The organism is Curvibacter sp. GW821-FHT01G03, assembly GCF_059422285.1.
Genome location: NZ_JBWKWP010000004.1, coordinates 323,397 through 347,043, shown reverse-complemented (window position 1 = coordinate 347,043; position 23,647 = coordinate 323,397). Strand labels below are relative to the sequence as shown.

Below are 23,647 nucleotides of genomic sequence, written 5' to 3'. Positions count from 1 at the left end.
TGCCATGTTCACCACCCTGCTTGAGCGCTCCACCGACCGCATCGCCCGCATCTCCCGCATCGACCGCCGCCAATGGCTGGCCACGGCCCTGGCGGGGCTGACGCTACCGGCCTGGGCGCAAGCCCCGGCCTACCCGGCCCGCCCGGTGAAATTCATCGTGCCCTTTCCGGCCGGTGGCCCGGTGGACATCACAGGCCGGGCCCTGGCCCAGAAGCTGGCCGAACTCTGGGGCCAGCCCGCCGTGGTGGACAACCGCGCCGGCGCCGGTGGCATGGTGGGCGCCGAGCTGGCGGCCCGCGCTCCGGCCGACGGGCACAACCTGTTCGTCTGCAGCATCCACCACACCGTGCTGCCGGCGCTGAACCCCCGCATGAGCTACGACATCGAGCGCGACTTTGCCGCGGTCAGCTTTGCGGCGCGATTTCCGGTGGTGCTGGTGGTGCACCCCAGCCTGCCGGCCAAGAGCGTGGCCGAGCTGATTGCCCTCGACAAGGCCCGCCCCGGCACCCTGGCCTTTGCCTCGGCCGGCAATGGCGGCGGCACCCACCTGGCGGGCGAGCTGTTCAACATGCTGGCCGGTACCAAGCTGCAGCACGTTCCCTACAAGGGCAGTGCCCCCGCCATGACCGACCTGCTGGGCAACCAGGTGCCCATCATGTTCAGCGATGCCCCCACCGCGTTGCCCCAGATCCGTGCCGGCAAGGTGCGCGCCCTGGCCGTGGCCAGCGTGCAGCGCTCCAGCCTGTTGCCCGATTTGCCCACCGTGGCCGAGACCGGTCTGCCGGGTTACGAGGCCTATTCCTGGGCCGGCGTGCTGACCCCGGCCGCCACCCCGCGCGAGCTGGTCACCCGCCTGAGTGCCGACATCGGTCGCGCCCTGGCCCAGCCCGAGGTGCGCCAGCGCCTGCAGGACGCCGGCGCCGAGCCCGCCCCCGGCAGCCCCGAGGCCTTCGCCCAGCTGCTGCACGCCGAGCGCCTGAAGTGGGCCCAGGTGGTGAAGGCCGCGAACATCCGCATGGATTGAAGTTGACGTGATCCAGGGCCCCGCAGAGGGCCTTTTTGTTGTGCACAACGCTGAAACCAAGAAGGAGACAAACCATGAACCCCTGTGTGAAAGCCCGCTGTTTGCGACGGCGCGCGCCGATCTGGCTGGCCTTGGCCGCCGCCTTGTGCGGTACCGGCCTGAGCGCCCCCGCAGCAGCGCAGAAGCTGTCGGACGACAAGGTGCGCATCGGCGTGCTGTCCGACATGTCGGGCCTGTATGCCGATACTGCCGGCAAGGGCTCGCTGGAGGCGGCCCGCATGGCAGTCGAAGACTTTGGTGGCCAGGTGCTGGGCAAGCCCATCGAGGTGATCGGTGGCGACCACCAGAACAAGGCCGACATCGGTGCCTCGCTGGCCCGGGCCTGGTACGACCGCGAGGGGGTTGATGCCATCGTCGATGTGAACAACTCGGCCGTGGCCGTGGCGGTGGGCAACCTGGCCCGCGAGCGCAACAAGATGCTGTTGCTGACCGGCACGGCCTCGGTGGCCATGACCAACGAGAACTGCGGCCCCACCAGCATCCACTATGTGTACGACACCTATGCCCTGGTCAACGGGGCGGCGCAGGGCATGCTGGCCAAGGGGGCCCGCAGCTGGTTTGTGATCGGCACCGACTACGCCTTTGGCAAAGCCATGGCAGGCAACATCACCGAGTTTGTGACGGCCAGCGGCGGCAAGGTGGTGGGCAGCGTGTTCCATCCGCTCAATGCCAGCGATTTCTCGTCGTTCGTGCTGCAGGCCCAGGCCTCCAAGGCCGACGCCATTGCCCTGGCCAACGCCACCAGTGACACGGTCAACGCCATCAAGGCCACGCGCGAATTCGGCCTGAGCAAAAGCCAGGCCGTGGTGCCCTTGCTGATGTTCATCAACGATGTGCATTCGCTGGGTTTGAAAGAAGCCCAGGACATGACCTTTGCCACCGGCTTCTACTGGGACCGCACACCCGAGACCCGGGCCTGGTCGCGGCGCTATTTCGAGCGCATGAAGAAGATGCCCTCGATGATCCAGGCCGGCACCTACTCGGCCGTGACCAGCTACCTCAAGGCCATCCAGGCCGCTGGCGGCGATGAAGGCCTGAGCGTGGCTCGCAAGATGCAGGCCCTGCCCATCAACGACTTCTTTGCCCAGGGCGGTCGGGTGCGCGTCGACGGCCGCATGGTGCACGACATGTACCTGGTGCAAGTCAAGAAGCCGGCCGAATCCCAGATGCCCTGGGATTACTACAAGGTGCTGGCCACCCTCCCGGGCGAGCAGGCCTTCCAGCCGCTGTCCAAGTCCAAGTGCTCTCTGGTGAAGAACCCATGAAAACCCGTGCTGCTGTCCTCACGCGCATCGGCGCGCCGGCCCCTTATGCCGAAAGCCGTCCCCTGGAAGTCACCGAGGTCGACCTGGCCCCGCCCGGCCCGGGCGAGGTGCTGGTGCGCGTGGTGGCCGCTGGCCTGTGCCACTCTGACCTGTCCATCATCAACGGGGACCGCCCCCGCCGCACCCCCATCGTGCTGGGGCATGAGGCCGCTGGCGTGGTGGAGGCCCTGGGCGAGGGCGTGACCGACCTGGTGCCCGGTGACCACGTGATCCTGGTCTTTGTGCCCAGTTGCGGCCACTGTGCCCCCTGCTCGGAGGGGCGCCCCGTGCTGTGCGAGCCCGCGGGCGCCGCCAACGTGGCCGGCACGCTGCTGGGCGGCGAGCGCCGCCTGTCCTGGCAAGGCCAGCCCATGGACCACTTTGTGGGCGTGTCGGCCTTTGCCCAGCATGCGGTGCTGTCGCGCCGCGGCGTGCAGAAGATCGACCGCGAGCTGCCGCTGGAGATCGCGGCCCTGTTCGGCTGTGCCGTCATGACCGGGGTGGGCGCGGTGGTCAACACCTCGCAGGTGCGCCCCGGCCAGAGCGTGGCCGTGATCGGCCTGGGCGGCGTGGGCCTGTCGGCCGTGATGGGCGCCCTGGCCGCCGGCGCAGGCCGGGTGGTGGCCGTGGACTTGGCCGACGACAAACTGGCCTTTGCCCGCCGCCTGGGCGCCACCGACGTCGTCAATGCCGGCGCCGACAACGCGGTGGAGCAACTGCGCGAGCTGACCGGCGGCGGCGTGGACCACGCCCTGGAGATGGTGGGCTCGGCCCGTGCCCTCGAGTTGGCTTACCGCGTGACCCGCCGCGGCGGCACCACCGTGACCGTCGGCCTGCCCGCGTCCAGCCAGAACCTCAGCACCCCCGTGTGGCACCTGGTGGCCGAAGAGCGCACCCTCAAAGGCAGCTACCTGGGCAGTTGCGTGCCCCGGCGCGACATCGGCCGCTTCGTGGCCCTGTACCGCCAGGGCAAACTCCCGGTCGACCAGTTGCTCACCGGCCGCCTCAGCCTGGACCAGATCAACCTGGGCTTCGACCGCCTGGCCCGGGGCGAGGCGATCCGGCAGGTGATCATGATGGAAGGGTGAGGGCAGGGGGGGCTTGGTCGAAGCCGCTGTGTGCCATGAAATCAAACGTCGTCAAACGCAGTGCGAATTCGCTCGTCCTGCGGTGGCTGCGATCGATGGCACGGTGACCGCGGGCTTTCAGGAGATCACCACCATGTTCACCGAACATCGTTCCTCCCTCGAATCCCTGGCCGCTTACGCCCTGTTGCCATCATTCCGGGGGGGCCGTTGACACATCGGCGTCCATCGCGGAGCACCAGGCCCAGTCGACGGGCCTGCAGATCGAGCTCGGCAGCGCAAGGGCCCATCGGCTTGAGTTGGGCGTTCTGGACTTTGGCGGGCTGCGAGCTTTCCCCTTGGGCTTTTCAGCGGGGCGAGACCTAGGGTGCTGAAACTGCGCCAAAATCGCGCCACGTCCTCTCCCAGCCCGCTCACCCCTGCCGCCAATCGCAATGCCAAGGCAGATGCTTTGCTGCAAAGCATTCTGGCAGCGCCGCATGGCCTCGGTCTGGCCGATTTGCTGGTGTTGCATCCGCAATGGGCTCGGCGCTCGGCGCAGCGCGTTCTGAACAGCTGGCTTGCCCAGGGGCTCATTGCTGCTCAGGGCCAGGGGTGCGCTCGCCGTTACGGGGCGGGGCCTTCTGAAGGCCGGGGGGCGCTGATGGGGTTGGCAGGCCCTGACGGGGCCGTTGGCGAGCGCTTTTTGCGCGGCCTGGCACTGTCCGCAGACAGCCGCGATGTACGGGCCTATGTCGACCAGCCGCTTGAGTGACGCTGGCCGGTGGGCTACCAGCGAGATTTCCTGGAGTCGTACCAGCCCAACAAGAGTTGGTATTTGTCGGATTCGTTGTGTCGGATTCGTTGCGCCGTCAGTTGCATCAGATGGGGCGCACCTGGGCCGTTGCGGCCCCTGCCGGCACTTGCAGCCGCGCTATTTTGAATCGCTTGTTGATTGATCTGTCCTGGGCATCCAGCCACCTGGAGGGCAATACCTATTCCAGGTTGGATACCCGGGACTTGATCGAGCGTGGCAAGGTGGCCCAAGGCAAGGCGGCCATCGAGACGCAGATGATCCTGAATCACAAAACGGCGATCGAGATGCTGGTGAACAACGCTGACCAAGCGGCTTTGGATCGCTATACCTTGATGAACCTGCACAGTGCTCTGGCTGAAAATCTGTTGCCGAACCCAGCGGATGAAGGGCGCCTGCGCCGTCATGCGGTGGACATCAGTCAGAGCGTTTACCGCCCCCTGTCGACGCGGCAACTCATTGACGAAATGCTCGACGCCCTGCTGCACAAGGTGAACCAGATCGGCGACTCCTTCGAGCAGTCGTTTTTCCTGATGGTGCATTTGCCTTACCTTCAGCCCTTCGCCGACATCAACAAGCGCACATCACGCCTGGCAGCCAACCTGCCTTTGTTTCGGGCCAATCTTTGTCCCTTGACCTTTCTGGATGTGCCTGAACAGGCCTACAGCTGCGCGATGCTGGGCGTGTACGAAATGACCCGGATCGAATTGCTGCGTGATCTTTATGTATGGGTGTACGAGCGTTTCTGCCATGAATACCTGGCACTCAGGCAGGAACTGGCTGAACCTGACCCTCTGCGCTTGTCCTGGCGGGATTTCATCCGACAGATCCTCCGTGAGGTGGTGCAGAACCCAGACGAAGACCCCCTCAAAAGCATCCGAAAGGCGACTGCCCAGGCTGTTCCTGAGCCTGAGCGTGACAACGTGCAGGCCTTGCTGATTGAAGAGCTGAGACGCCTGCATGTGGGCGTGCTCGCTCGTTACGGCTTGCGACCTTCCGAATTCAACACTTGGCGGGCCGCACACCCAGACTGAAGCGGGGCTTTGGGCGAGTGCCGGGCCTCTGATCCGAAGTCGGCGAAAATCCCCCACCTTCCAGGCTTAGTCATTGATCGGCCTGGCCGCTGGAGCGGCGCTCTCTTCAGCGGCACGATCCCTTCCATCTTGTTCTTTTCTCTCTTCTCGTTTTTGCCATGGCTATTCTTCTGGCGCCCATGGAGGGCCTGCTCGATTGCGTGTTGCGCGATGTGCTGACCCGCGTGGGTGGGGTGGATCTGTGCGTGTCCGAGTTCATCCGGGTCACGGGCACGCTGCTGCCTGAGCGGGCTTTCCGGCGCATCGTGCCCGAGCTGGACAACGGCGGGCGCACGGCGGCGGGGGTGGCGGTGCGGGCGCAGTTGATGGGGTCGGATCCACAGTGCCTGGCCGAGAACGCGGCGCGGCTGGCGGGGCTGGGACCGGCGGGGATCGACCTGAATTTTGGCTGCCCGGCCAAGGTGGTGAACCGGCATGGCGGCGGGGCGGCGCTGCTGCAAGACCCGGAGCTGCTGCACCGCATCGTGTCGGCGGTGCGGCGCGCGGTGCCGGCCGAGGTGCCGGTGTCGGCCAAGATGCGCCTGGGTTTTGACGACGACCAGGCGGCCGAGGACTGTGCCCGGGCGATTGCCGATGGCGGTGCCAACCAGTTGGTGGTGCATGGCCGCACCCGGGCCCAGGGCTACAAGCCGCCAGCGTATTGGGCGCGCATTGCCGATGTGCGCCGCGTGGTCAACATCCCGGTGGTGGCCAATGGCGAGATCTGGACGGTGGCCGATGCACAGCGCTGCCGCGCCGAATCGGGCTGCGACGATTTGATGCTGGGCCGGGGCATGGTGTCTGACCCCGGGCTGGCCTGGGACATTCTGGCGGCGGATGGCGCAACTGGGCAGGGCGAGGCCCCGCAGTGGGCCGATCTGCAGCCGCTGTTCCACCTGTTCTGGGCCCGTGTCAAGCTGCGGGTGGAGTCGCGCAACCGGGCGGGGCGGCTCAAGCAGTGGCTCAATTACCTGCGCCGGCGCTACCCCGAGGCCGAGCAGGCCTACCAGGGGCTGCGCTTGATCAATGATGCTCGCCTGGTCGAGGCCTGGATGGCCGAGCACCTGGCCGCCCCCCCTGAGCTGGTGCAGGCAGAACCGATGGCTGAGGGCGAGTTGATGGCCGAGGCCTGCCTGGGATAAGCCCAGGGCTGGGCGCCTATCGGGCTTTTTTGCCTTCGACCGGGTTGGCCAGCAGCGACTGGGCGGGGTAGGCGCGCATGAAATCGCGCGCCTTCTCGGGCGTGGTGTTGAGCCAGGCGTCGTAAGAGCCCTCGTTGAGGATCAGGGGCATGCGTTTTTCGGTGCCGTCGTGCTGGTAGCGCCGCATCAGCGCGTGGCTGTTGGCGTTCACGGTGAGCAGGGTGAAGCTGATGATCTCTTCGCCTTCGGCACCGGTCCAGCGCTCCCACAGGCCGGCCACGCCCAGGGGCTTGCCATCCACCCGGGCGATGCGGGTGGGCACGGGCTTGCCGCTGCGCAGATCGTCTTCAAAGAACGCCATCATGGGCACGATGCAGCGTTGCGAGGCCAGCCAGGCATCGCGAAACGGGGTGGAGGTGGTGAGGGTTTCTGAGCGTGCATTGACCAGCTTGACCGAGCGCAGCTTGGCGTCCGAAGCCGATTTGACCCAGGCCGGCACCAGGCCGAACTGGCCGACGGCGAGTTCGCGGCCTGCGGGGGGGGCGGTACAGGTGGCGGGGTCGGCGGCAGGATCGGCGACGGGGGCGGTCACGGCCTCGGACGGCATGCCGTCCGCTTTGCGGATGAAGGCGGCCAGCCGGCGCGGCACGATGTCGTTGCCGGGCAGGGGATCGGGGGCCGCGACGCGGAAGGCGTCGCTGTAAAGGCTGTCCTGGGTCAGGCTCTGGTAGTGGGTGGGCATGCTGCGATGCTAACCGCGGCCCGTGGCCCGCGATCCGTGCCTTCAGATCCGCTGCGGCAACGTCACACGCACTTCCAGCCCGGGGCCGGCATTGCGCACCTGCCACTCGCCACCGTGCGCCAGCGCTACCAGCCGGCACAGGTACAGGCCCAGGCCCACGCCGCCGCTGCTGCGCTCGCGGGCCGCATCGGGGCGGTAAAAGGGTTCGGCCAGGTGGGGCAGCACCTCGTCGGGCACGCCGGGGCCGAAGTCGCGCACGCTCAGTATCCAGTGGGGCCCTTCGGCCATCAGGGTGATCACGGGGGGGCGGGGCGCCTGGGTGCTGTGGCGCAGGGCGTTGTCCAGCAGATTGCGCACCAGCAGGCGCAGGCGGCTGGGGTCCAGGCTCAGCGGGGGCATGTGGGCCGGCAGTTGTCGCTCGACGGCGCCGGCGCCCTCCAACTGGCCCAGCACCTCGTCGATGAGCACAGGCAGGTTGGTGGGCTCCAGGTGCAGGGCGGCATGGCCCTGGCCCAGGCGTTCGCTTTCCAGCAGATCGCTGATCAGGTCGCGCATCAGGGCCAGGTCGCGGGTCAGGGCCTCTCGCAGGGGCTGGGCCTCGCCGCTGTCGGGCAGCAGCTCGGTGTTCAGGCGGGCCCGGGTCAGGGGGCTGCGCAGTTCGTGGCTGATGGCCAGCAACAGGCTGCGCTTGGCCTCCAGCATGCCGTGCAGGCTGTGTGCCATGGCGTTCACATCGGCCGCCAGGGCCGCCAGCTCGCGGTGGCCCCGCTGCGCAATGGGCCGGGCGAAGTCGCCCTGGCCGAAGCGTCGGGCGCCGGCGCGGATGTCGTCCAGCGGGCGCAGCAGGCGCCGCAGGTAGAGGTAGGTGCCGGCCGTCAGCAGCAGCAGCACCCCCAGCGTGAACCAGCCGATGCGACGGGGCTGGTACTGGCCGCGGTTCAGGTTCAGCCCGATCTCGATGTGGTGTCCGTCAGCGGTGTCGCGTTGCAGCAGGGGGGCGTCACCATCGCTTTCGGTGCTTGAGGGGCGCCGGCGCCATCCGTGTTCGGCATGGGGTGCCGGGTCGGAGACCCAATTCACCTGCGGTCCGCTGATGCGCAGCGTGATGGGCAGTCGGCGCACCAGGGCCTGGGCCTTGTCCACCTCGGGCGGGCTGCCCAGGTCGGCCACCAAGTGGTCCACGTAGTCCACCACCAGGGGGCGGGCCGCGTCGCGCCAGCCCAGGCTCATGGCGCGCTGCATGCCGCCGATGAAGGTCAGGGTCAGGGCCACGGCCAGCACCAGGAACAGCACGATCAGGCGCAGGCGCAATGAATGCCGCCACGAGTGCCGCAGCGCGTGGTGGGCGCGGTGCAGCCTGTGCAACTGATGCCGACGGTGGGGGCGGGTCTCAGGCATGGCTGGCCGGGGCATGGGGAATCAGCGGGGCCAGCCCCAGGGAGTAGCCCGCGTTGCGCACGGTCTTGATGCAGTCCAGCGGCTCCAGCTTCTTGCGCAGCCGGCTCACCACGATGTCGACCGCGCGGGTGTACAGCTCGGCCTCGTGGCCCCGCAGCTGGTTGAGGATGTCGTCCCGGCTGAAGACCTTGCCGGGCTCGCGCGCCAACAGGTGCAGCAGGTCGAACTCGGTGCTGGTCAGGTCCAGGGCCTGGCCGCTGCGCTGCACCTGGCGGGTCACGGGGTCGACCATCAGGCCATCAAACTGCAGGGGGCCGCCAGGGGCAGGATGGGCCGGGCGGGCCGGCTGGCGCCGGCGCAGCACGGTCTGCACCCGGGCCACCAGTTCGCGCGGCTCGAAGGGCTTGGGCAGGTAGTCGTCGGCGCCCAGCTCCAGGCCCACCACGCGGTCCATCACGTCACCACGGGCGGTCAGCATCAGGATGGGCAGGTCGCTGGTCTTGCGGATCTCTCGGCACAGGGCAAAGCCGTCCATCTCGGGCAACATCACGTCGAGGATGGCGGCGTCATAGCCCCCCACCGGCGGGTGGGCCAGGCGGGCCAGGCCCTCGCTGGGGCGCAAGGCCTGCTCCAGTTGCAATTCGAAGCGGGCAAAGTACGCCGCCAGGGGCGGCCCCAGGCCGGTGTCGTCGTCGATCAGCAGGATGCGTGGCATGGTGCGGATTGTGGCCGATGCGAGATCGTGAACAGATTCTCAACCGCCCCAGCGGTGGCCGTGGCGCTTCTGCATGAAGTCGCGCACCTTCTGTTGCTGCTCGGGGCGCAGGCTGTCGTAGAAATCACCGAAGGCGGCAATCACCTCAGGGCTCTGGTTGCGCACGATGTCGGTCTTGTCGTTGACCAGGGCCTGGGCGCGGCTGCGGTCAAACTTGTTGCCGGCCACCAGGGCCTGCAGTTCGGTGCGCGGGTCGGCACTGTTGCCCATCAGGGCCTTGCGCTGGGCGTGCAGCTTGTCGCCCAGGGCGCTCAGCAGCTGTTTCTGGGGGGCATCCAGATCGAGCTTGCTGGCGATGCGCTCGACCATCTTGCCGCGAAACTGGGCGGCATCGGTCTCGCTCATGGGGCCCATGCCCATGCGGGGGCCGTCGCCCATGTGGCCACAGGCACTGAGGCTGCCGGCCAGCAAGGTGGCGCCCAGGGCACCGAACAGAACACGTTTGTTGAGGAAGCGGAGGCGGATGAATCGCATGGCAGGCCCTTTCAAGGACAGAGGTTGAAGAACATGTCCTGAATGGTGCCGCCGGGGGGCGGCCGGGTCCTGTCGCTGCGGTTTCGGTTTGTTTCGTTTTATGTCAGGAGCGGGCTCGAGGCTGCCCTTGCTCAGGCGCCCCTGGCGTCGTAGTGAAGCCCCTTGTGGCTGCCATCGCAATAAGGTGGGTAGGCCGAGCGCCCACAAAAGCACAAACGCAGAGGATTGGGGCCGTCGGGCTCCGGCTCGTCTGTGCGGGCTTCGACAGCCTGGGGCTGTGCTGGCACGAAAGGTGTTGGAGGCCGCGCTGACAGAAGGCCCTGTGGGGGCAAGGTCTCGCCGTTCGGGCTGCGTTGCTGGAAGTGGCTGAGGCGCTGATATCGCATGGCTCTTTTTCGAAAGACTGGGGCTGGACCGAGGGGGATGTGTTGGTGTTCCAACTTGTAAAAATCAACCAGCATCAAAGAACACGCTGTTGCTGGTCGAGCCGCGTGTGATTTGTGATGAGTGGCTTTTTGGCTGGGGTGCTTTGGTCGGCCTTAGCCGATTGGCGCCATGGATTGACCGCCGGGGAGTGGGGGATAGGTCACCCAACTCGCACTTGGTAACGGATTGCCCGTGCAGCCTTTCCGTTCGCAATAAAAAATGGGCCGATTGACGGAGCCAATGCCGCTTATCCATTCCGTAAATGGAGCTAACGGCCTTTGGGTGGTTTGTGTCATTGGCTGGCAACAGCCTGCCGACAGGCAGGCTGTTGTGGGGGCGAGCAGGCGCTTTTGCCCTGTTCTGAGAGCCAGCAGCCAAGTGCCAGCGGTGTAGCGATTGCTTGCCTTATTTATCACTTTATGTGCTCTGGATGTGTTTGGGCGGGGGCAGTGCACAGGGACTCGCGGGCGGGTGGATTCGTCAAAGGCGCTCATCGTAGGCAAGACCCTTTGCCTTCGGAAGAGACATATTTCAGATGGACTTGATCTGCTTTTTTGCCAATGCTCGATACCCTGAACCTGGACCAATTGCGGGTGCTGGTGGCCATCGCCGAACGAGGCAGTTTCTCGGCTGCAGCGCGGCACCTGCGCCGCGCGCAGTCGGCCATCAGCCACGCCATCCAGAACCTGGAGCAAGCCTTGGGTTTGCCTTTGTTCGACCGCAGCGGCTGGAAACCCGCCTTCACCGACGATGGTCGCCGCCTGCTGCACGAAGCGCGTGCCGTGCTGGCCCAGGCCGAGCAGTTGAAAGCACGGGCGCGTAGCCTGCGCGAAGGTCACCCGACCACACTCGGGCTGGTGGCGGACGCCATGGTTCCCATTGCTTGGCTGGCCGCGGGTGTGACGGCTTTTCAGCAGGCCTGGCCAGGGGTTCAGTTGTCGTTGCGCACCGAACTCTCGGGGGCCGTGTTGGGCAAGGTGCTTGACGGCAGCCATGGTGTGGGTCTGCTGCTTGGTTTCCCGGGGCCGCAGCCAGGTTTGCAGTGGCTGAATCTGGGCCAGTTGCCCATCGTGCCGGTGGCGGTGCGCGGCCACCCGTTGTCAGGGCGGTCAGGGCTTGGGGTGGCGGACCTGCGCGATCACACCCAGGTCGTGCTGGGCGATGCCGCCACGGGCGGCGGCCAAGAGGGTCACCTGCTCACGGTGCATGCTGCGAGGCCTTTGCTGACATCGGATCTGCGCACCCTGCGAGCCCTGTTGCTGGACGGGGCAGGTTGGGGGTTTGTGCCGCGTCATGCCGTGCAACAGGCCTTGGATGCCGGGCATCTTGTGACGCTGGACTTGGCGGACTCTACCTTGGGCAAGCCCTGCCTGCCACTGCAATTGGTGCAGCCCCGCGATGGGCCGACGAACCCCGCGGCGGCGTGGTGGCAAGGCCGCACCCTGGGCCTGGCCACTGACTGAAGCGCCGATCAGCCCTGCTGAGGTCGGCTGGCCGGGTCATGCCGACCCGCCAGCGTGACCAGCGAAAACGCCAGCGCCATCAGGGCCGAGCCCGCGATGCCCGCCACCATGGGGCGGGCCGTGCCGTCGACAAACAGGCCCACCACGGCCATCACCGTGGCGCCGGCCACGAACTGCAGGGTGCCCATCAGGGCCGAGGCGGTGCCGGCCAGGGCGCCGTGTTCCTCCAGGGCCAGCACGGCGGTGGTGGGCACCACCAGGCCCAGAAAGCCGTAGCCCAGCAGCAGCATGGCAATCATCAGGGCCAGGCTGTCAAAGCCCAGCAGGTTCAGGCCCAGCAAGGCGGCCATGGTCAGGGCATAGCCCAGCACCGCCACACGCACCAAAGGCACCAGCCCGAAGCGCCGGGTGAGCTGACCGGTGAACTGCGAGACGCCGATGAATGAGGCCGCGTTCACGGCAAAGGCGATGCTGTACTGGCGCGGGCTCAGGCCGTAGTGGTCGATCAGCACGAAGGACGAGTTGGCCAGGTAGGCAAAAAAGCTCGAAATGCCAAAAGCCCCGATCATCACCAGGCCCATGAAGTGGCGGTCGCGCAGCAACAGGCCATAGGCGCGCAGGGCACCGCCCACGCTGCTGTCGGCGCGTTGCTCGGGCAGCCGGGTTTCAGGCAGGCTGCTGGCCAGCAAGCCCAGGCCGGCCAGGGCGGCCACCGTCACGGCCCAGAACACGCCGCGCCAGCCGGCCCATTCGATGATCAGGCTGCCGCTCAGGGGCGCCAGGATGGGTGACACGCTGAACACCAGCATCAGCAGCGACATCAGCCGGGCGGCATCGTGGCCGGTGTGCAGGTCGCGCACCACGGCACGTGGCACCACCATGCCGGCACAGGCACCCAGGCCCTGCACAAAGCGCAGGGCAATCAGGCTGTGGATGTCGGGGGCGAGAGCGCAGCCCACGCTGCCCAGCGCAAACAGGGCCAGGCCAAAGTACAGCGGTGGCTTGCGCCCCACCATGTCGGACACCGGGCCATAAATGATCTGGCCGATGCCCAGCGAGATGAAGAAGGCCATCAGGCTGGCCTGCACCGCACCCATCGAGGCGCCCAGGCTTTGGCCGATGGAGGGCAGGGCCGGCAGGTACATGTCGATGGCGAAAGGCCCGATCGCCGAAAGCAGACCGAGCACCAGCGCGGTCTTGAAAAAGTTGGATTTCATGGAGAAGGCGCAGGCCCGGTCGGCAGGTTGCGGGTACCGTTCATGCGCTGATGGAGAAAAGGAGCGCCAGCATAGCCAATGCGACCACGGGGTGCCGATGAATTGGGGGTTAACCCTTGGCTGGGCTGGAAATCGACCGTTCAACCCTTGTAATGCGCCACCAGTGTGTCTACCAAGGCTTGGGCGTAGGGGGGCAGGGCGGTCTGGTCGCGCACCAGCACATAGCGTTCGCGCACGGCCCAGGCGTCGGTCAGCTCAATCAGGGCCAGTTTCATGGCCTGCTGGTTGCGCCGCGCCGCGCTCACCGGCACCACCCCGATGCCCACGCCGGCTCCGATCATGCGGCACATGGCGTCAAAACTGGCCAGTTGGATGCGCAGGCGCAGCGGCTTGCCCAGGCGCTCGGTCACCTGGGCCAGAAAAGCCTGGATGGTGCTGCCGCGCTGCATGCCCACGGCGTCTTCGTCGAGGGTTTCTGCAAAGGCGATGCTTTTGCGCCGTGCAAAACGGTGTCCGCGTGCCGTCACCAGCACCAGGCGGTCGGTGCTGAAATGGATGGCCTGTAGCCCCAGGGTGTCGATCTGCCCGGCCACGATGCCCAGATCGGCCCGCCCGTCGAGCACGCCGCGGGCAATCTCAGCATTCGGTTTTTCCTGAAGGTCCACGTTGATGCGCGGGTTGGCGGCCAGAAACGGCGGCAGGATCTCGGGCATGAAGTCGGTCACCGCCGTGGTGTTGGCCAACACCCGCAGGTGGCCGCGCAGGCCGCCTGTGTATTCCTGCAGGTCCAGGCGCAGTTGCTCGGTCTGGCGCAGCACGCCGCGGGCGTGGTGCAAGAAGGCCTCGCCGGCCGGTGTCAGGCGAACGCCCCGGGCTTCGCGGTAGAACAGGGGCAGGCCGGCATGCGCTTCCAGCGCCTTGATGCGGGCACTGGCCGCCGCCAGCGACAGGTGCTGTGTGGCGGCGGCACGGGTCAGGTTGAGCGCCTCGGCCGTCTGCACGTAAAGGCGCAGGTCGGTCAGGTCGAACTGCATGACCGCATGCTAGCCCAAACGGCGCTGTCGGGCGCCAGCCTCAGGCAAAACCGAAGGCTTGGTCTTGAAATCAATGATTGCGCGTGCGCCTGGCTGGGCCGACGATGCGGGCTGTCTGTTTCATCCTTCCAGCCACCGATCCATGAGCGAACACTCTCTCCGCAACGTCGACGCCAGCCTGCTGGCCCACCTGCAGACCTGGCAGGGTCGCACCGAAACCCTGCACGACAGCCTGAGCGCCGCGCCCGTCAGCGGTCTGTCGGCCACGCTGGACCGCGACGACCCGGCGCCGCAGCCCGGCACGCCCCTGCCGCCGCTGTGGCACTGGCTTTATTTTCTGCCCCAGGTGCGGCAAAGCGGGCTGGGGCCGGATGGTCACCCTGAGCGCGGCGGCTTTCTGCCCCCGGTGCCCTTGCCCCGCCGCATGTGGGCCGGTGGCCGGCTTCGTTGGGAAGAGGGCAACCCCCTGCAGGTGGGGCAGGCGGTGCGGCGCGTGTCGCGCATCGAGTCGGTCACGCACAAGGCCGGCCGCACCGGCGATCTGGTGTTTGTGCTGGTCAAGCACGAAGTGCACAACGACCTGGGTCTGGCCCTGACCGAAGAACATGACATCGTCTACCGCGCCGCCGCCCAGCCCGGTGACCCGGTACCGGCCCCGGTGGCGGCCGAAACCGGCGCCCCCTGGCAGCGCGAGATCGTGCCCGACGATGTGCTGCTGTTCCGCTACTCGGCGCTCACCTTCAACGGCCACCGCATCCATTACGACCGTCGCTACGTGACCGGGGTGGAAGGCTACCCGGGCCTGATCGTGCATGGCCCGCTGATCGCCACCTTGCTGGTCGATCTGGTGCGTCGCCAGCAGCCTGGGGCCCGTTTCAAGCGTTTCGCCTTCAAGGCCGTGCGCCCCACCTTCGACCTGAACCCCTTTGCCGTCAATGGCCGGCCTGAGGCCGATGGCAAGACCGTGCGCCTGTGGGCCAACGACCACGAGGGCTGGCTGACCCTACAGGCCACGGCCGAATTGTTCTGAGCCGCGTCACGCCACGCCACGCCTGCCCGACACCCTTCCAACAAGAGACACCATGATCAAGCAAGCCCCCGACCAGTACCAGGAAATCCGTGACGCAGTGCGCGCCCTGTGCGCTGAGTTTCCCGACGAATACCACCGCCAGATCGACCACGATCGCGCCTACCCCGAAGCCTTTGTCGATGCCCTGACGAAGGCCGGCTGGCTGGCCGCTCTGATCCCGGCCGAGTATGGCGGCTCGGGCCTGGGTCTGGCCGAGGCCTCGGTGATCATGGAAGAGATCAACCGAAGCGGCGGCAACTCGGGCGCGTGCCACGGCCAGATGTACAACATGGGCACGCTGCTGCGCCATGGCTCGAAGGCGCAGAAGGAGCTGTACCTGCCCAAGATCGCCAGCGGCGAGTGGCGCCTGCAGTCGATGGGGGTGACCGAGCCCACCACCGGCACCGACACCACCAAGATCAAGACCTCGGCCGTCAAGAAGGGCGACCGTTATGTGGTCAACGGTCAGAAGGTCTGGATCAGCCGGGTGCAGCACAGCGAGTGGATGATTCTGCTGGCCCGCACCACGCCGCTGGCCGAGGTGAGCAAGAAGAGCGAGGGCATGTCGATCTTCATGGTCGACCTGCGCGAGGCCGAGAAAAAAGGCATGACCGTGCGGCCGATCCAGAACATGGTCAACCACGAGACCAATGAGCTGTTCTTCGACAACCTGGAGATCCCGGCCGAGAACCTGATCGGCGAAGAAGGCAAGGGCTTCAAGTACATCCTCGATGGCCTCAATGCCGAGCGCACGCTGATTGCGGCCGAATGCATCGGCGACGGCTACTGGTTCCTCGACCGCGTGACGAAGTACGTCAGCGAGCGCGTGGTCTTCGGCCGCCCCATCGGCCAGAACCAGGGCGTGCAGTTTCCGATTGCCGACGCCTACATCGAGGTGGAAGCGGCCAACCTGATGCGCTACAAGGCCTGCGAGTTGTTCGACGCCAACCAGCCCTGTGGCGCGCAGGCCAACATGGCCAAATATTTGGCGGCCAAGGCCAGTTGGGAGGCTGCCAATGCCTGCATCCAGTTCCATGGGGGCTTTGGCTTTGCCCACGAGTACGACGTGGAGCGCAAGTTTCGGGAGACGCGGCTGTATCAGGTGGCGCCGATTTCGACGAATTTGATTTATTCGTATGTGGCGGAGCATTTGCTTGGGTTACCCCGGTCGTTCTGAGTTTTGTTCTTGGAACTGCTCATGCTTCTGCTACTTGTTGTAGGTCGGAGGCCGGGATTGCGCCCCGGCGGGCGCCTCACTTTTTTTGCTTCGCCAAAAAAAGTAAGCAAAAAAAGGCGACCCGACGTGCACGCCCTGCTGCGCAGGGTCCGCTGCGCTGCTCAACTTGGGCGGGGTCTCGCTAAACTCGCTGCGCTCAAACAGACGCGAGCCCTTATCCGCCCAAGTCTGCGCTGCTCGCCGTGCCCGACGGGAGGTGGGGATCGGGAACCGACGGCTGCTGCTGCGCAGCGGCGCCGCTTTGTTTCAATCAGAAGGCGCGGCTGCTCCGCAGCGCGGGTGCGCACTGGCGCTCTGCCCTACACAACCAACACCGATACACCAGCGCCGCTGGATGCCCAGGCGCGACTGATTTCGTCAGTGCCTTCGCAAGCTCGCCCGCATCCGATCCCGACTTTCCCGTGGGGCAGGGCCGAGCAGCGGAGTGACAGGGGGATCAGGCCCCGCGTCTGTTTGAGCGCTAGCGAGTTTAGCGGGGACCCCCCTGGCGCGAGCAGCGCAGGGAACCACGAAGTGGCCCTGACTTCGGGTCGCCTTTCTTTGCTTACTTTCTTTGGCGAAGCAAAGAAAGTGAGGCGGCCGCCGGGCCGCAACCCCGGCCTCCGCCCTGAAACAAAGAGCAGAACCACCAGAGCGCAGCGGCGAAACATCGCCACGGCGCAAGGGACAAGGCAAACGTCCCATTTGTACCACCAGCGCCCCATCACCCAGTGAGTCACACCATGACCCAACGCCCCCTCGACGGCATCACCGTCATCTCCCTAGAACACGCCATCGCAGCCCCCTTCTGCACGCGCCAACTCGCCGACCTGGGTGCCCGCGTCATCAAGATCGAGCGCCCCGGCGCGGGCGACTTTGCCCGGGCCTATGACCAGCGGGTCAATGGCGAGGCCTCGCACTTCGTGTGGGTCAACCGCTCCAAGGAAAGCCTCACCCTGGACCTCAAGCAGCCCGAGGCCTTGCAAGTGCTGCAAGAGCTGCTGAAAGACGCCGACGTGCTGGTGCAGAACCTGGCCCCGGGTGCGGCGGCGCGCATGGGGCTGGGCTACGACAGCCTGAAAGACAGCCACCCGCGCCTGATCGTGTGCGACATCTCCGGCTACGGCGAAGACGGGCCCTACCGCGACAAGAAGGCCTATGACCTGCTGATCCAGAGCGAGGCCGGCTTTCTGTCGGTCACCGGCACGCCGGACGACCCCTGCAAGGCCGGCAACTCGGTGGCCGACATTGCTGCTGGCATGTATGCCTACAGCAGCGTGCTGGCGGCCTTGTTGCAGCGTGGCCGCACGGGGCAGGGGGGGCACATCGATGTGTCCATGCTCGAAGCCCTGGGCGAGTGGATGGGTTACCCCATGTACTACGCCTACCAGGGCGCCATGCCGCCACCCCGCAGCGCTGCTGCCCACGCCACCATCTACCCGTATGGGCCCTTCAAGGCCGGCGACGGCGGCACCGTGATGCTGGGCCTGCAGAACGAGCGCGAGTGGAAGGTGTTCTGCGCCGTGGTGCTGCGCGATGCCGCGCTGGCCACGGACCCGCGCTTTGACAGCAATGCCCGCCGCAACGAGCACCGCGAAGCCCTCAAGGCCCTCATCCTGACGGCCTTCGGGGCCCTCAGCAGCGCCGAGGTACTGGCCCGGCTGGACGAGGCCCAGATCGCCAACGCCCGCATGAACGACATGGCTGGCCTGTGGGCCCACCCGCAGCTGCAGGCGCGCGAGCGCTGGCGCGACGTGGACTCGCCTGCGGGCACCATCCCGGCCCTGCTGCCGCCCGGGCGCCACAGCAGCTTTGACTACCGCATGGAGGCCGTGCCCGCCGTGGGCCAGCACACCGAGGCAATCCTGCACAGCCTGGGTCGCAGCGAGGCCGACGTTGCGGCGCTGCGCGCGCGCGGCGCAATCTGAACCGCCACACAACGAAACCAGAACATTCCGGAGACAAGACAACATGACATCCCTCACCCCCACCGCCGCCTTGGCTCAATTCGCCGCCGGCCTGCGCTACGACGACATTCCCGATACCGTGGTGCGCAAGACGGAAGACCTGCTGGTCGACTGGTTCGGCTCGGCGGTGGCCGGCCATGGCTCGCGTCCGGTCGAAAGCATCACCCGCTTTGCGGGGCAGATGGGCTGGGCTGGTGGTACGGGGGGGGCGGGCTCGCCCAGGCTGGGACAGGGCGGGGCCGAGGTGCTGATCAAGCGGCAACTGAACAGCCCCTACCTGGCCGCGATGGCCAATGCCGCCGCCTCTCATGTGGCTGAGCAGGACGATGTGCACAACGGTTCGGTGTTCCACCCCGCCACGGTGGTGTTTCCGCCGGCCGTGGCCGTGGCCCAGGCCCTGGGGCGCAGCGGGCGCGATCTGCTGGCGGCCTCGGTGGTGGGCTACGAGGTGGGCATCCGCGTGGGCGAGTTTTTGGGACGTTCGCATTACCGCGTGTTCCACACCACGGGCACGGCCGGCACCCTGGCGGCGGCGGCTGCCGTGGGCCACCTGCTGGAATTGGACGCGCAGCAGATGCAGCACGCCTTCGGTTCGGCCGGCACCCAGTCGGCCGGTCTGTGGGAGTTTCTGCGCACCGCGGCCGACTCCAAGCAGCTGCACACCGCGCATGCGGCGGCGGCGGGCCTGATGTCGGCCTACCTGGCCAAGGATGGCTTCACCGGTGCGGCGGACATCTTTGACGGCCCCCAGGGCATGGCCGCCGGCATGTCCAGCGACGCCGACCCGGCACGCCTGGTCGATGGCCTGGGCGCGCGCTGGGTCACCGCCGAGACCTCGTTCAAATACCACGCCAGTTGCCGCCACACCCATCCGGCCGCCGATGCACTGCTGCTGGTGATGCGCGAGCATGCGCTGAAGCCCGAAGACCTGGCCGCCGTGCAGACCCATGTGCACCAAGGTGCGATCGACGTGCTGGGCCCGGTGGTGTCGCCCAGCACGGTGCATCAGAGCAAGTTCTCGATGGGCACGGTGCTGGCCTTGGTGGCCCAGTTCGGGCATGCGGGGCTGGCTGAGTTTGATGCGCACTTTCTCAGCGAGACGACACGCCAGCTGCGCGATCGCGTCAGCATGAGCCTGGATGCCGAGGTCGATGGCGCCTATCCACGCCGTTGGATCGGCAAGGTCACGGTGCACACCACCGACGGGCGGGTGTTCCAGGGCCGGGTGGATGAGCCCAAGGGTGACCCCGGCAACACCTTGAGCCGTGACGAGATCACGGCCAAGGCCCTGCGCCTGGCCGCCTTCAGCGGCGGGGCCCAGGCCGCAGAGATGGCCCAGGCGGTCGAGCACCTTTGGCAGGTCGGCCAATGGCCGATGGTGGGCCGGTTGCTGCCGGGGGGCGCATGAGCAAGGCGCCCCAGGTGCGCCCGCTGGACGAGGCGCGCAGCTTTCTGTTTGTGCCTGGCGACCGCCCCGAGCGGCTGGCCAAGGCCCTGGCCAGTGCGGCCGACGCCGTGATCCTGGACCTGGAAGACGCCGTCGCCCCGGCTGCCAAACCGGCCGCCCGGGCGGCCCTGGCCCAGTGCTGGCCCGGCCTGGGGCCGGCCGAGCGGCAGCGCCTGCTGGTGCGGGTGAACGCCGTGCCCACGCCCTGGCATGGCGACGATCTGGCCTTGCTTGAAGCCCTGCCTGGCTTGGCCGGCGTGATGTTGGCCAAGGCCGAGAGTGCCGCCCAACTGCAGGCGCTGGCCCGCCGCCTGCCAGGCCTGCCCCTGCTGCCCCTGATCGAAAGTGCCCAGGGGCTGTTGCAGTTGCAGGCCCTTGCGGAGGCGCCCCAGGTGCTGCGCCTGGTGCTGGGCCACATCGACCTGCAGGCCGACCTGGGCATGGCCTGCGGGCCGGACGAGGCCGAACTGCTGCCTGCCCGCTGGCAATTGGTGCTGGCCTCACGCGGTGCAGGCCGGGTGGCGCCGATCGATGGCGTGACCGTGGCGCTGGATGAGCTCGAGCAGACCTTGAACGACGCGCGCCGTGCCCGTCGCCTGGGCTTTGGCGCCAAGCTGTGCATTCACCCCAGCCAGATTGAGGCCGTGCACCAGGGCCTGGCGCCCAGCGCGGCGGAGTGCGACTGGGCGCGCCGCGTGTTGGCGGCTGCCGAGGCCGCAGGCGATGCTTTGGGGGCGGGTGCCCTGCGGGTGGATGGCCGCATGGTCGACGCCCCGGTGCTGGCGCTGGCACGGCGCTGGCTGGGCCTGGAGCATCGCCCAGGCGGGCCCTGAAACCTTCGCGCGCCCCGGGGTTAGGCCTAGTGCCGGTCGGCCACGAGGCGGCGCACCATGTGTTCAGAACGAGAACGACATCACGGGGAGAGCGCCTGGCACTGCGGTGTGAGAGCAGTGAAGCAAAGGGCGGGCGCAGACCGTGCCGGCCTTGATGAGATCCACAGAACCGAGAGACAAGAACCATGACATTCAACGTCAACCCTTTCAAATCCCTGATGCGCACCGGCTTGGCGGCGCTGGCCGTAGCCACCCTGGTGGGCGCCGGTCCGGCCCGTGCCGAGGTGTTCCCTGACCGGCCCATCACCATGCTGGTGCCGTTTGCGGCCGGCGGCCCGACCGATGTGGTGGCGCGCCTGATCGCCATCCCCATGGGCAAGGCCCTGGGGCAGACCGTGCTGATCGAAAACGCCGTGGGCGCGGGCGGCACCATTGCCGCCACCAAGACGGCGCGCGCTGCACCCAATGGCTACACCATCTTTCTGCACCACATGGGCATGTCCACGGCGCCGGCGCTGTACAAGAAGCTCAGCTTCGACCCGCTCAAGGACTTTGAATACATCGGCCAGGTGGTCGACGTGCCCATGACCCTGCTGGCCCGCAAGGACTTCCCGGCCAACAACCTGCAGGAGGCGCTGAGCTACATCAAGGCCAACAAGGAGAAGGTGACGCTCGCCAATGCCGGCCTGGGGGCGGTGTCGCACCTGTGCGGGCTGATCTTCATGAGCACCATCGGCATCGACCTGAACACCATCCCCTACAAGGGCACCGGCCCGGCCATGAACGACTTGCTGGGCGGGCAGGTCGATTTGCTGTGTGACCAGACCACCCAGACGGTGCCCATGATCAAGGAGGGGCGCATCAAGGTGTTCGGGGTGACCACGCTGAACCGGCTTTCGGCCCTGCCCAATGTGCCCACCCTCGACGAACAGGGCCTGAAGGGCTTTGACGTCAAGGTCTGGCACGGCATGTATGCCCCCAAGGGCACGCCAACCGAGGTGATCAACAAGCTGAATGCCGCGCTGCGCACAGCACTGCAGGATCCCCTGGTCACCAAGCGCCTGGCCGATCTGAGCTCGGACGTTCCCCCGATCGACAAGATCACCCCCAACGGCCTCAAGACCCACCTTGAAGCCGAAATCAACCGCTGGGGGCCGGTGATCCGCAAGGCTGGCATCTACGCCGACTGAGCGCGACGCAGTGGGCTGGGCGTGGGTTCAGCGGGGTAGGGCGGCCCTGCGTCAGCGCATGGACGCCAAAGCGCTGCCGGGTTAGAGTGGGCTGTCCACTTCACGGAGGCCCGCCATGTCCCGCGCAACCGAAGAACGCCAACCCGCCCCTGATACTGCGGCGTCGCAGGGCCTTTACCGCTGGCGCGCGGGCATTTACGACTTGCAATTGGCGCCGTACGACGCGATCCGGGCCGAGGCCATTGCCACCTTGCAATTGCAGCCTGGGCAGACGGTGCTGGACCTGGGCTGCGGCACCGGCATGAGCCTGGAACTGCTGCAAGCCGCCGTGGGCCCGCAAGGCCAGGTGGTGGCGGTGGACCAATGCCCCGAAATGGTGGACGAGGCGCGCCGCCGGGTGCAGCGCCATGGCTGGCGCAACGTGAGCCTGGCCTGTGCCCCGATCGAGCAGGCGGCCTTGCCGTCCGGGGCGGATGCCGCCCTGTTCCATTTCACCCACGACATTCTTCAGACGCCCGCCGCAGTGGATCATGTGCTGGGCCATCTGCGCCCCGGAGCCCGGGTGGTCGCCACCGGGCTGCAATGGGCGCCGGCGGGCTGGGGGGTCTTCAATGGCCTGGTTTGGTTGGCCGCCCTGCATTCGGTCACCACGCTGCACGGGCTGGACCAGCCCTGGCGCCCCTTGGCCGACCGAGGCATCGATCTGTCGCTGCAGACCCATCTGGGTAACACCGTGTACGTGGCCAGTGGCCGCGTGCCCATTTCAGCGGCGCCGCGGCCGGGCAGGCACAATCGGGGCTGACCGAGCTTTCCGGCGCTCCTGCCAGACGCCATTTCCCGCATGCAATTCAAAGACGCCCCACCTGACCACGAAGACACCCAATACAGCAGCGCCGAGCGCTCGGCCGCGGCATCCCGCAGCACCTGGGTCAGTGTGGTGGTGAACACGGCGCTCAGTGCCACCCAGATCGCCGTCGGGGCCTTGACCCATTCCCAGGGCTTGGTGGCCGATGGCATTCATTCACTGTCGGATCTGGTGTCGGACGCGGTGGTGTTGTTCGCCAACCACCACAGCCAGAAAGAGGCCGATGAAGACCACCCCTACGGCCACCAGCGCTTCGAAACTGCGGCCTCGCTGGTGCTGGGGGTGATTCTGCTGGCCGTGGGCGCTGGCATGCTCTGGGCGGCCGTGCTCAAGCTGCAAAGCCCCGATTCGGTGCCCCAGGTGCACGGCGTGGCCTTGTGGGTGGCCGGGGCCGCCCTGGTGTCCAAAGAGTTGTTGTTCCGCTACATGCTGATGATCGCCAAGCGGGTCAAGTCCAGCCTGCTGGTGGCCAACGCCTGGCATGCGCGCTCGGATGCGGCCTCATCGCTGGTGGTGGGGGCCGGCATTGCGGGCAATCTGGCCGGATTTCCGCTGCTCGACCCGATTGCCGCCCTGATCGTGGGCCTGATGGTGGGCCGCATGGGCTGGCAGTTTGGCTGGGATGCCTTGCACGATCTGATGGACCGGGCCGTGGACGAAGAAGAGGTGGCCGCCATCCGCCAGACCCTGGTCGAGACCCCCGGTGTGATCGGTGTGCACGATGTGCGCACCCGGCGCATGGGCGACATGATCGTGGTCGATGCCCACATCGAGGTGGATGCGCAGCTCACCGTGGAGGCCGGGCATGACATCGCCGTGGCCGCCCAGCACCGCGTGATGGCACGTCACCGCGTGCTCAACCTGATGACGCACGTCGACCCCTGGAAGCGCCCCGATCTGGATCACCAGTTGCCGGCCCAGACGGGGTCTGTCGGCTGATCCCTGCTCTGCTCGGATGGGCATGCGCCTTGGGCTGGGGCCGCCAGGGCGTACCATGGGGCGGGTCGGTTGCGCCCTGGCCCTCACAAATCCCGCCCAACCCCCTGGCCC

General features: G+C 67.1%; 21 protein-coding genes. 14 read left to right on the top strand and 7 right to left on the bottom strand.

Translation table 11 applies throughout. The features are described 5' to 3' along the window. The first annotated feature begins 4 nt into the window (after positions 1-4). The 5 genes from AC07VS_RS07625 (at position 5) to AC07VS_RS07605 (ending at position 6,481) form a co-directional block, all read left to right on the top strand. Positions 5-1,024 (top strand): tripartite tricarboxylate transporter substrate binding protein, encoded by a 1,020-nt coding sequence (locus tag AC07VS_RS07625; protein WP_492346268.1) that lies wholly within the window; start codon positions 5-7, stop codon positions 1,022-1,024. Between the two features lie 74 nt (positions 1,025-1,098). After that, positions 1,099-2,349 carry an ABC transporter substrate-binding protein gene (locus AC07VS_RS07620; RefSeq protein ID WP_494750607.1) on the top strand — a complete coding sequence of 417 codons (1,251 nt, stop codon included), beginning with the start codon at positions 1,099-1,101 and terminating at the stop codon, positions 2,347-2,349. Beyond that, a complete protein-coding gene (locus AC07VS_RS07615; RefSeq protein ID WP_494657527.1) occupies positions 2,346-3,476 on the top strand; it encodes a zinc-dependent alcohol dehydrogenase family protein in 1,131 nt (376 codons plus the stop codon). Before AC07VS_RS07620 ends, AC07VS_RS07615 begins: the two co-directional genes overlap by 4 nt. 747 nt (positions 3,477-4,223) lie before the next feature. After that, a complete protein-coding gene (locus AC07VS_RS07610; protein WP_494750606.1) occupies positions 4,224-5,300 on the top strand; it encodes a Fic family protein in 1,077 nt (358 codons plus the stop codon). 158 nt (positions 5,301-5,458) lie between these two features. Beyond that, positions 5,459-6,481, top strand: coding sequence for a tRNA dihydrouridine synthase (locus AC07VS_RS07605; RefSeq protein WP_494657524.1), 1,023 nt, complete (start codon positions 5,459-5,461; stop codon positions 6,479-6,481). A 16-nt stretch (positions 6,482-6,497) separates the two neighbouring features. Here AC07VS_RS07605 and AC07VS_RS07600 read toward each other — a convergent pair whose 3' ends face one another. From AC07VS_RS07600 to AC07VS_RS07580, 5 genes are all read right to left on the bottom strand, one after another. After that, positions 6,498-7,223 carry an SOS response-associated peptidase gene (locus AC07VS_RS07600; protein WP_494750605.1) on the bottom strand — a complete coding sequence of 242 codons (726 nt, stop codon included), beginning with the start codon at positions 7,221-7,223 and terminating at the stop codon, positions 6,498-6,500. 42 nt (positions 7,224-7,265) lie between these two features. Then, entirely contained in the window at positions 7,266-8,621 is a 1,356-nt protein-coding gene (locus tag AC07VS_RS07595; protein WP_494750604.1) for a sensor histidine kinase, read from the bottom strand. Beyond that, entirely contained in the window at positions 8,614-9,336 is a 723-nt protein-coding gene (locus tag AC07VS_RS07590) for a response regulator transcription factor (RefSeq protein ID WP_492346276.1), read from the bottom strand. The genes AC07VS_RS07595 and AC07VS_RS07590 overlap by 8 nt, the downstream gene beginning before the upstream one ends. 39 nt (positions 9,337-9,375) lie before the next feature. Further along, entirely contained in the window at positions 9,376-9,870 is a 495-nt protein-coding gene (locus tag AC07VS_RS07585; RefSeq protein WP_494657522.1) for a Spy/CpxP family protein refolding chaperone, read from the bottom strand. Between the two features lie 131 nt (positions 9,871-10,001). After that, the gene (locus AC07VS_RS07580; RefSeq protein ID WP_494750603.1) at positions 10,002-10,256 is read right to left on the bottom strand and encodes a CDGSH iron-sulfur domain-containing protein; all 255 of its coding nucleotides are present in this window, start codon (positions 10,254-10,256) and stop codon (positions 10,002-10,004) included. A 600-nt stretch (positions 10,257-10,856) separates the two neighbouring features. Between AC07VS_RS07580 and AC07VS_RS07575 the strand changes: the two genes are divergently transcribed. Then, positions 10,857-11,759 carry a LysR family transcriptional regulator gene (locus AC07VS_RS07575; RefSeq protein ID WP_494750602.1) on the top strand — a complete coding sequence of 301 codons (903 nt, stop codon included), beginning with the start codon at positions 10,857-10,859 and terminating at the stop codon, positions 11,757-11,759. Between the two features lie 8 nt (positions 11,760-11,767). Here AC07VS_RS07575 and AC07VS_RS07570 read toward each other — a convergent pair whose 3' ends face one another. Together AC07VS_RS07570 and AC07VS_RS07565 are read right to left on the bottom strand one after the other, a co-directional pair. Beyond that, complete coding sequence (locus tag AC07VS_RS07570; RefSeq protein ID WP_494657519.1) at positions 11,768-12,976, bottom strand: multidrug effflux MFS transporter; 1,209 nt, start codon at positions 12,974-12,976, stop codon at positions 11,768-11,770. A 140-nt stretch (positions 12,977-13,116) separates the two neighbouring features. Then, positions 13,117-14,010 carry a LysR family transcriptional regulator gene (locus AC07VS_RS07565; protein ID WP_494657518.1) on the bottom strand — a complete coding sequence of 298 codons (894 nt, stop codon included), beginning with the start codon at positions 14,008-14,010 and terminating at the stop codon, positions 13,117-13,119. A gap of 142 nt (positions 14,011-14,152) precedes the next feature. On the opposite strand from AC07VS_RS07565, the gene AC07VS_RS07560 reads away from it, so the two are divergent. The 8 genes from AC07VS_RS07560 (at position 14,153) to AC07VS_RS07525 (ending at position 23,536) form a co-directional block, all read left to right on the top strand. After that, positions 14,153-15,040 carry an HTD2 family dehydratase gene (locus tag AC07VS_RS07560; protein ID WP_494657516.1) on the top strand — a complete coding sequence of 296 codons (888 nt, stop codon included), beginning with the start codon at positions 14,153-14,155 and terminating at the stop codon, positions 15,038-15,040. Positions 15,041-15,092: 52 nt separating this feature from the next. After that, complete coding sequence (locus tag AC07VS_RS07555) at positions 15,093-16,256, top strand: acyl-CoA dehydrogenase family protein (protein WP_494657515.1); 1,164 nt, start codon at positions 15,093-15,095, stop codon at positions 16,254-16,256. Positions 16,257-17,038: 782 nt separating this feature from the next. Further along, complete coding sequence (locus AC07VS_RS07550) at positions 17,039-18,223, top strand: CaiB/BaiF CoA transferase family protein (RefSeq protein WP_492346282.1); 1,185 nt, start codon at positions 17,039-17,041, stop codon at positions 18,221-18,223. Between the two features lie 43 nt (positions 18,224-18,266). Beyond that, a complete protein-coding gene (locus tag AC07VS_RS07545; RefSeq protein ID WP_494750601.1) occupies positions 18,267-19,670 on the top strand; it encodes an MmgE/PrpD family protein in 1,404 nt (467 codons plus the stop codon). Then, positions 19,667-20,542 (top strand): HpcH/HpaI aldolase/citrate lyase family protein, encoded by an 876-nt coding sequence (locus AC07VS_RS07540; RefSeq protein ID WP_494750600.1) that lies wholly within the window; start codon positions 19,667-19,669, stop codon positions 20,540-20,542. Before AC07VS_RS07545 ends, AC07VS_RS07540 begins: the two co-directional genes overlap by 4 nt. Positions 20,543-20,727: 185 nt before the next feature. Continuing rightward, the gene (locus AC07VS_RS07535; RefSeq protein ID WP_494750599.1) at positions 20,728-21,732 is read left to right on the top strand and encodes a tripartite tricarboxylate transporter substrate binding protein BugD; all 1,005 of its coding nucleotides are present in this window, start codon (positions 20,728-20,730) and stop codon (positions 21,730-21,732) included. 115 nt (positions 21,733-21,847) lie between these two features. Next, the gene (locus AC07VS_RS07530) at positions 21,848-22,534 is read left to right on the top strand and encodes a class I SAM-dependent methyltransferase (protein WP_494750598.1); all 687 of its coding nucleotides are present in this window, start codon (positions 21,848-21,850) and stop codon (positions 22,532-22,534) included. A 39-nt stretch (positions 22,535-22,573) separates the two neighbouring features. Next, positions 22,574-23,536: a cation diffusion facilitator family transporter gene (locus AC07VS_RS07525; protein ID WP_492346287.1), complete on the top strand. Its 963-nt coding sequence runs from the start codon at positions 22,574-22,576 to the stop codon at positions 23,534-23,536. Positions 23,537-23,647 lie beyond the last annotated feature (111 nt).

Bases quoted from the DNA above. Each gene is read 5' to 3' on its own strand.
- AC07VS_RS07625 (WP_492346268.1), top strand. From the start codon at position 5: ATGTTCACCACCCTGCTTGAGCGCTCCACCGACCGCATCGCCCGCATC.
- AC07VS_RS07620 (WP_494750607.1), top strand. From the start codon at position 1,099: ATGAACCCCTGTGTGAAAGCCCGCTGTTTGCGACGGCGCGCGCCGATC.
- AC07VS_RS07615 (WP_494657527.1), top strand. From the start codon at position 2,346: ATGAAAACCCGTGCTGCTGTCCTCACGCGCATCGGCGCGCCGGCCCCT.
- AC07VS_RS07605 (WP_494657524.1), top strand. From the start codon at position 5,459: ATGGCTATTCTTCTGGCGCCCATGGAGGGCCTGCTCGATTGCGTGTTG.
- AC07VS_RS07600 (WP_494750605.1), bottom strand. From the start codon at position 7,223: ATGCCCACCCACTACCAGAGCCTGACCCAGGACAGCCTTTACAGCGAC.
- AC07VS_RS07595 (WP_494750604.1), bottom strand. From the start codon at position 8,621: ATGCCTGAGACCCGCCCCCACCGTCGGCATCAGTTGCACAGGCTGCAC.
- AC07VS_RS07590 (WP_492346276.1), bottom strand. From the start codon at position 9,336: ATGCCACGCATCCTGCTGATCGACGACGACACCGGCCTGGGGCCGCCC.
- AC07VS_RS07585 (WP_494657522.1), bottom strand. From the start codon at position 9,870: ATGCGATTCATCCGCCTCCGCTTCCTCAACAAACGTGTTCTGTTCGGT.
- AC07VS_RS07580 (WP_494750603.1), bottom strand. From the start codon at position 10,256: ATGCGATATCAGCGCCTCAGCCACTTCCAGCAACGCAGCCCGAACGGC.
- AC07VS_RS07575 (WP_494750602.1), top strand. From the start codon at position 10,857: ATGCTCGATACCCTGAACCTGGACCAATTGCGGGTGCTGGTGGCCATC.
- AC07VS_RS07570 (WP_494657519.1), bottom strand. From the start codon at position 12,976: ATGAAATCCAACTTTTTCAAGACCGCGCTGGTGCTCGGTCTGCTTTCG.
- AC07VS_RS07565 (WP_494657518.1), bottom strand. From the start codon at position 14,010: ATGCAGTTCGACCTGACCGACCTGCGCCTTTACGTGCAGACGGCCGAG.
- AC07VS_RS07560 (WP_494657516.1), top strand. From the start codon at position 14,153: ATGAGCGAACACTCTCTCCGCAACGTCGACGCCAGCCTGCTGGCCCAC.
- AC07VS_RS07555 (WP_494657515.1), top strand. From the start codon at position 15,093: ATGATCAAGCAAGCCCCCGACCAGTACCAGGAAATCCGTGACGCAGTG.
- AC07VS_RS07550 (WP_492346282.1), top strand. From the start codon at position 17,039: ATGACCCAACGCCCCCTCGACGGCATCACCGTCATCTCCCTAGAACAC.
- AC07VS_RS07545 (WP_494750601.1), top strand. From the start codon at position 18,267: ATGACATCCCTCACCCCCACCGCCGCCTTGGCTCAATTCGCCGCCGGC.
- AC07VS_RS07540 (WP_494750600.1), top strand. From the start codon at position 19,667: ATGAGCAAGGCGCCCCAGGTGCGCCCGCTGGACGAGGCGCGCAGCTTT.
- AC07VS_RS07535 (WP_494750599.1), top strand. From the start codon at position 20,728: ATGACATTCAACGTCAACCCTTTCAAATCCCTGATGCGCACCGGCTTG.
- AC07VS_RS07530 (WP_494750598.1), top strand. From the start codon at position 21,848: ATGTCCCGCGCAACCGAAGAACGCCAACCCGCCCCTGATACTGCGGCG.
- AC07VS_RS07525 (WP_492346287.1), top strand. From the start codon at position 22,574: ATGCAATTCAAAGACGCCCCACCTGACCACGAAGACACCCAATACAGC.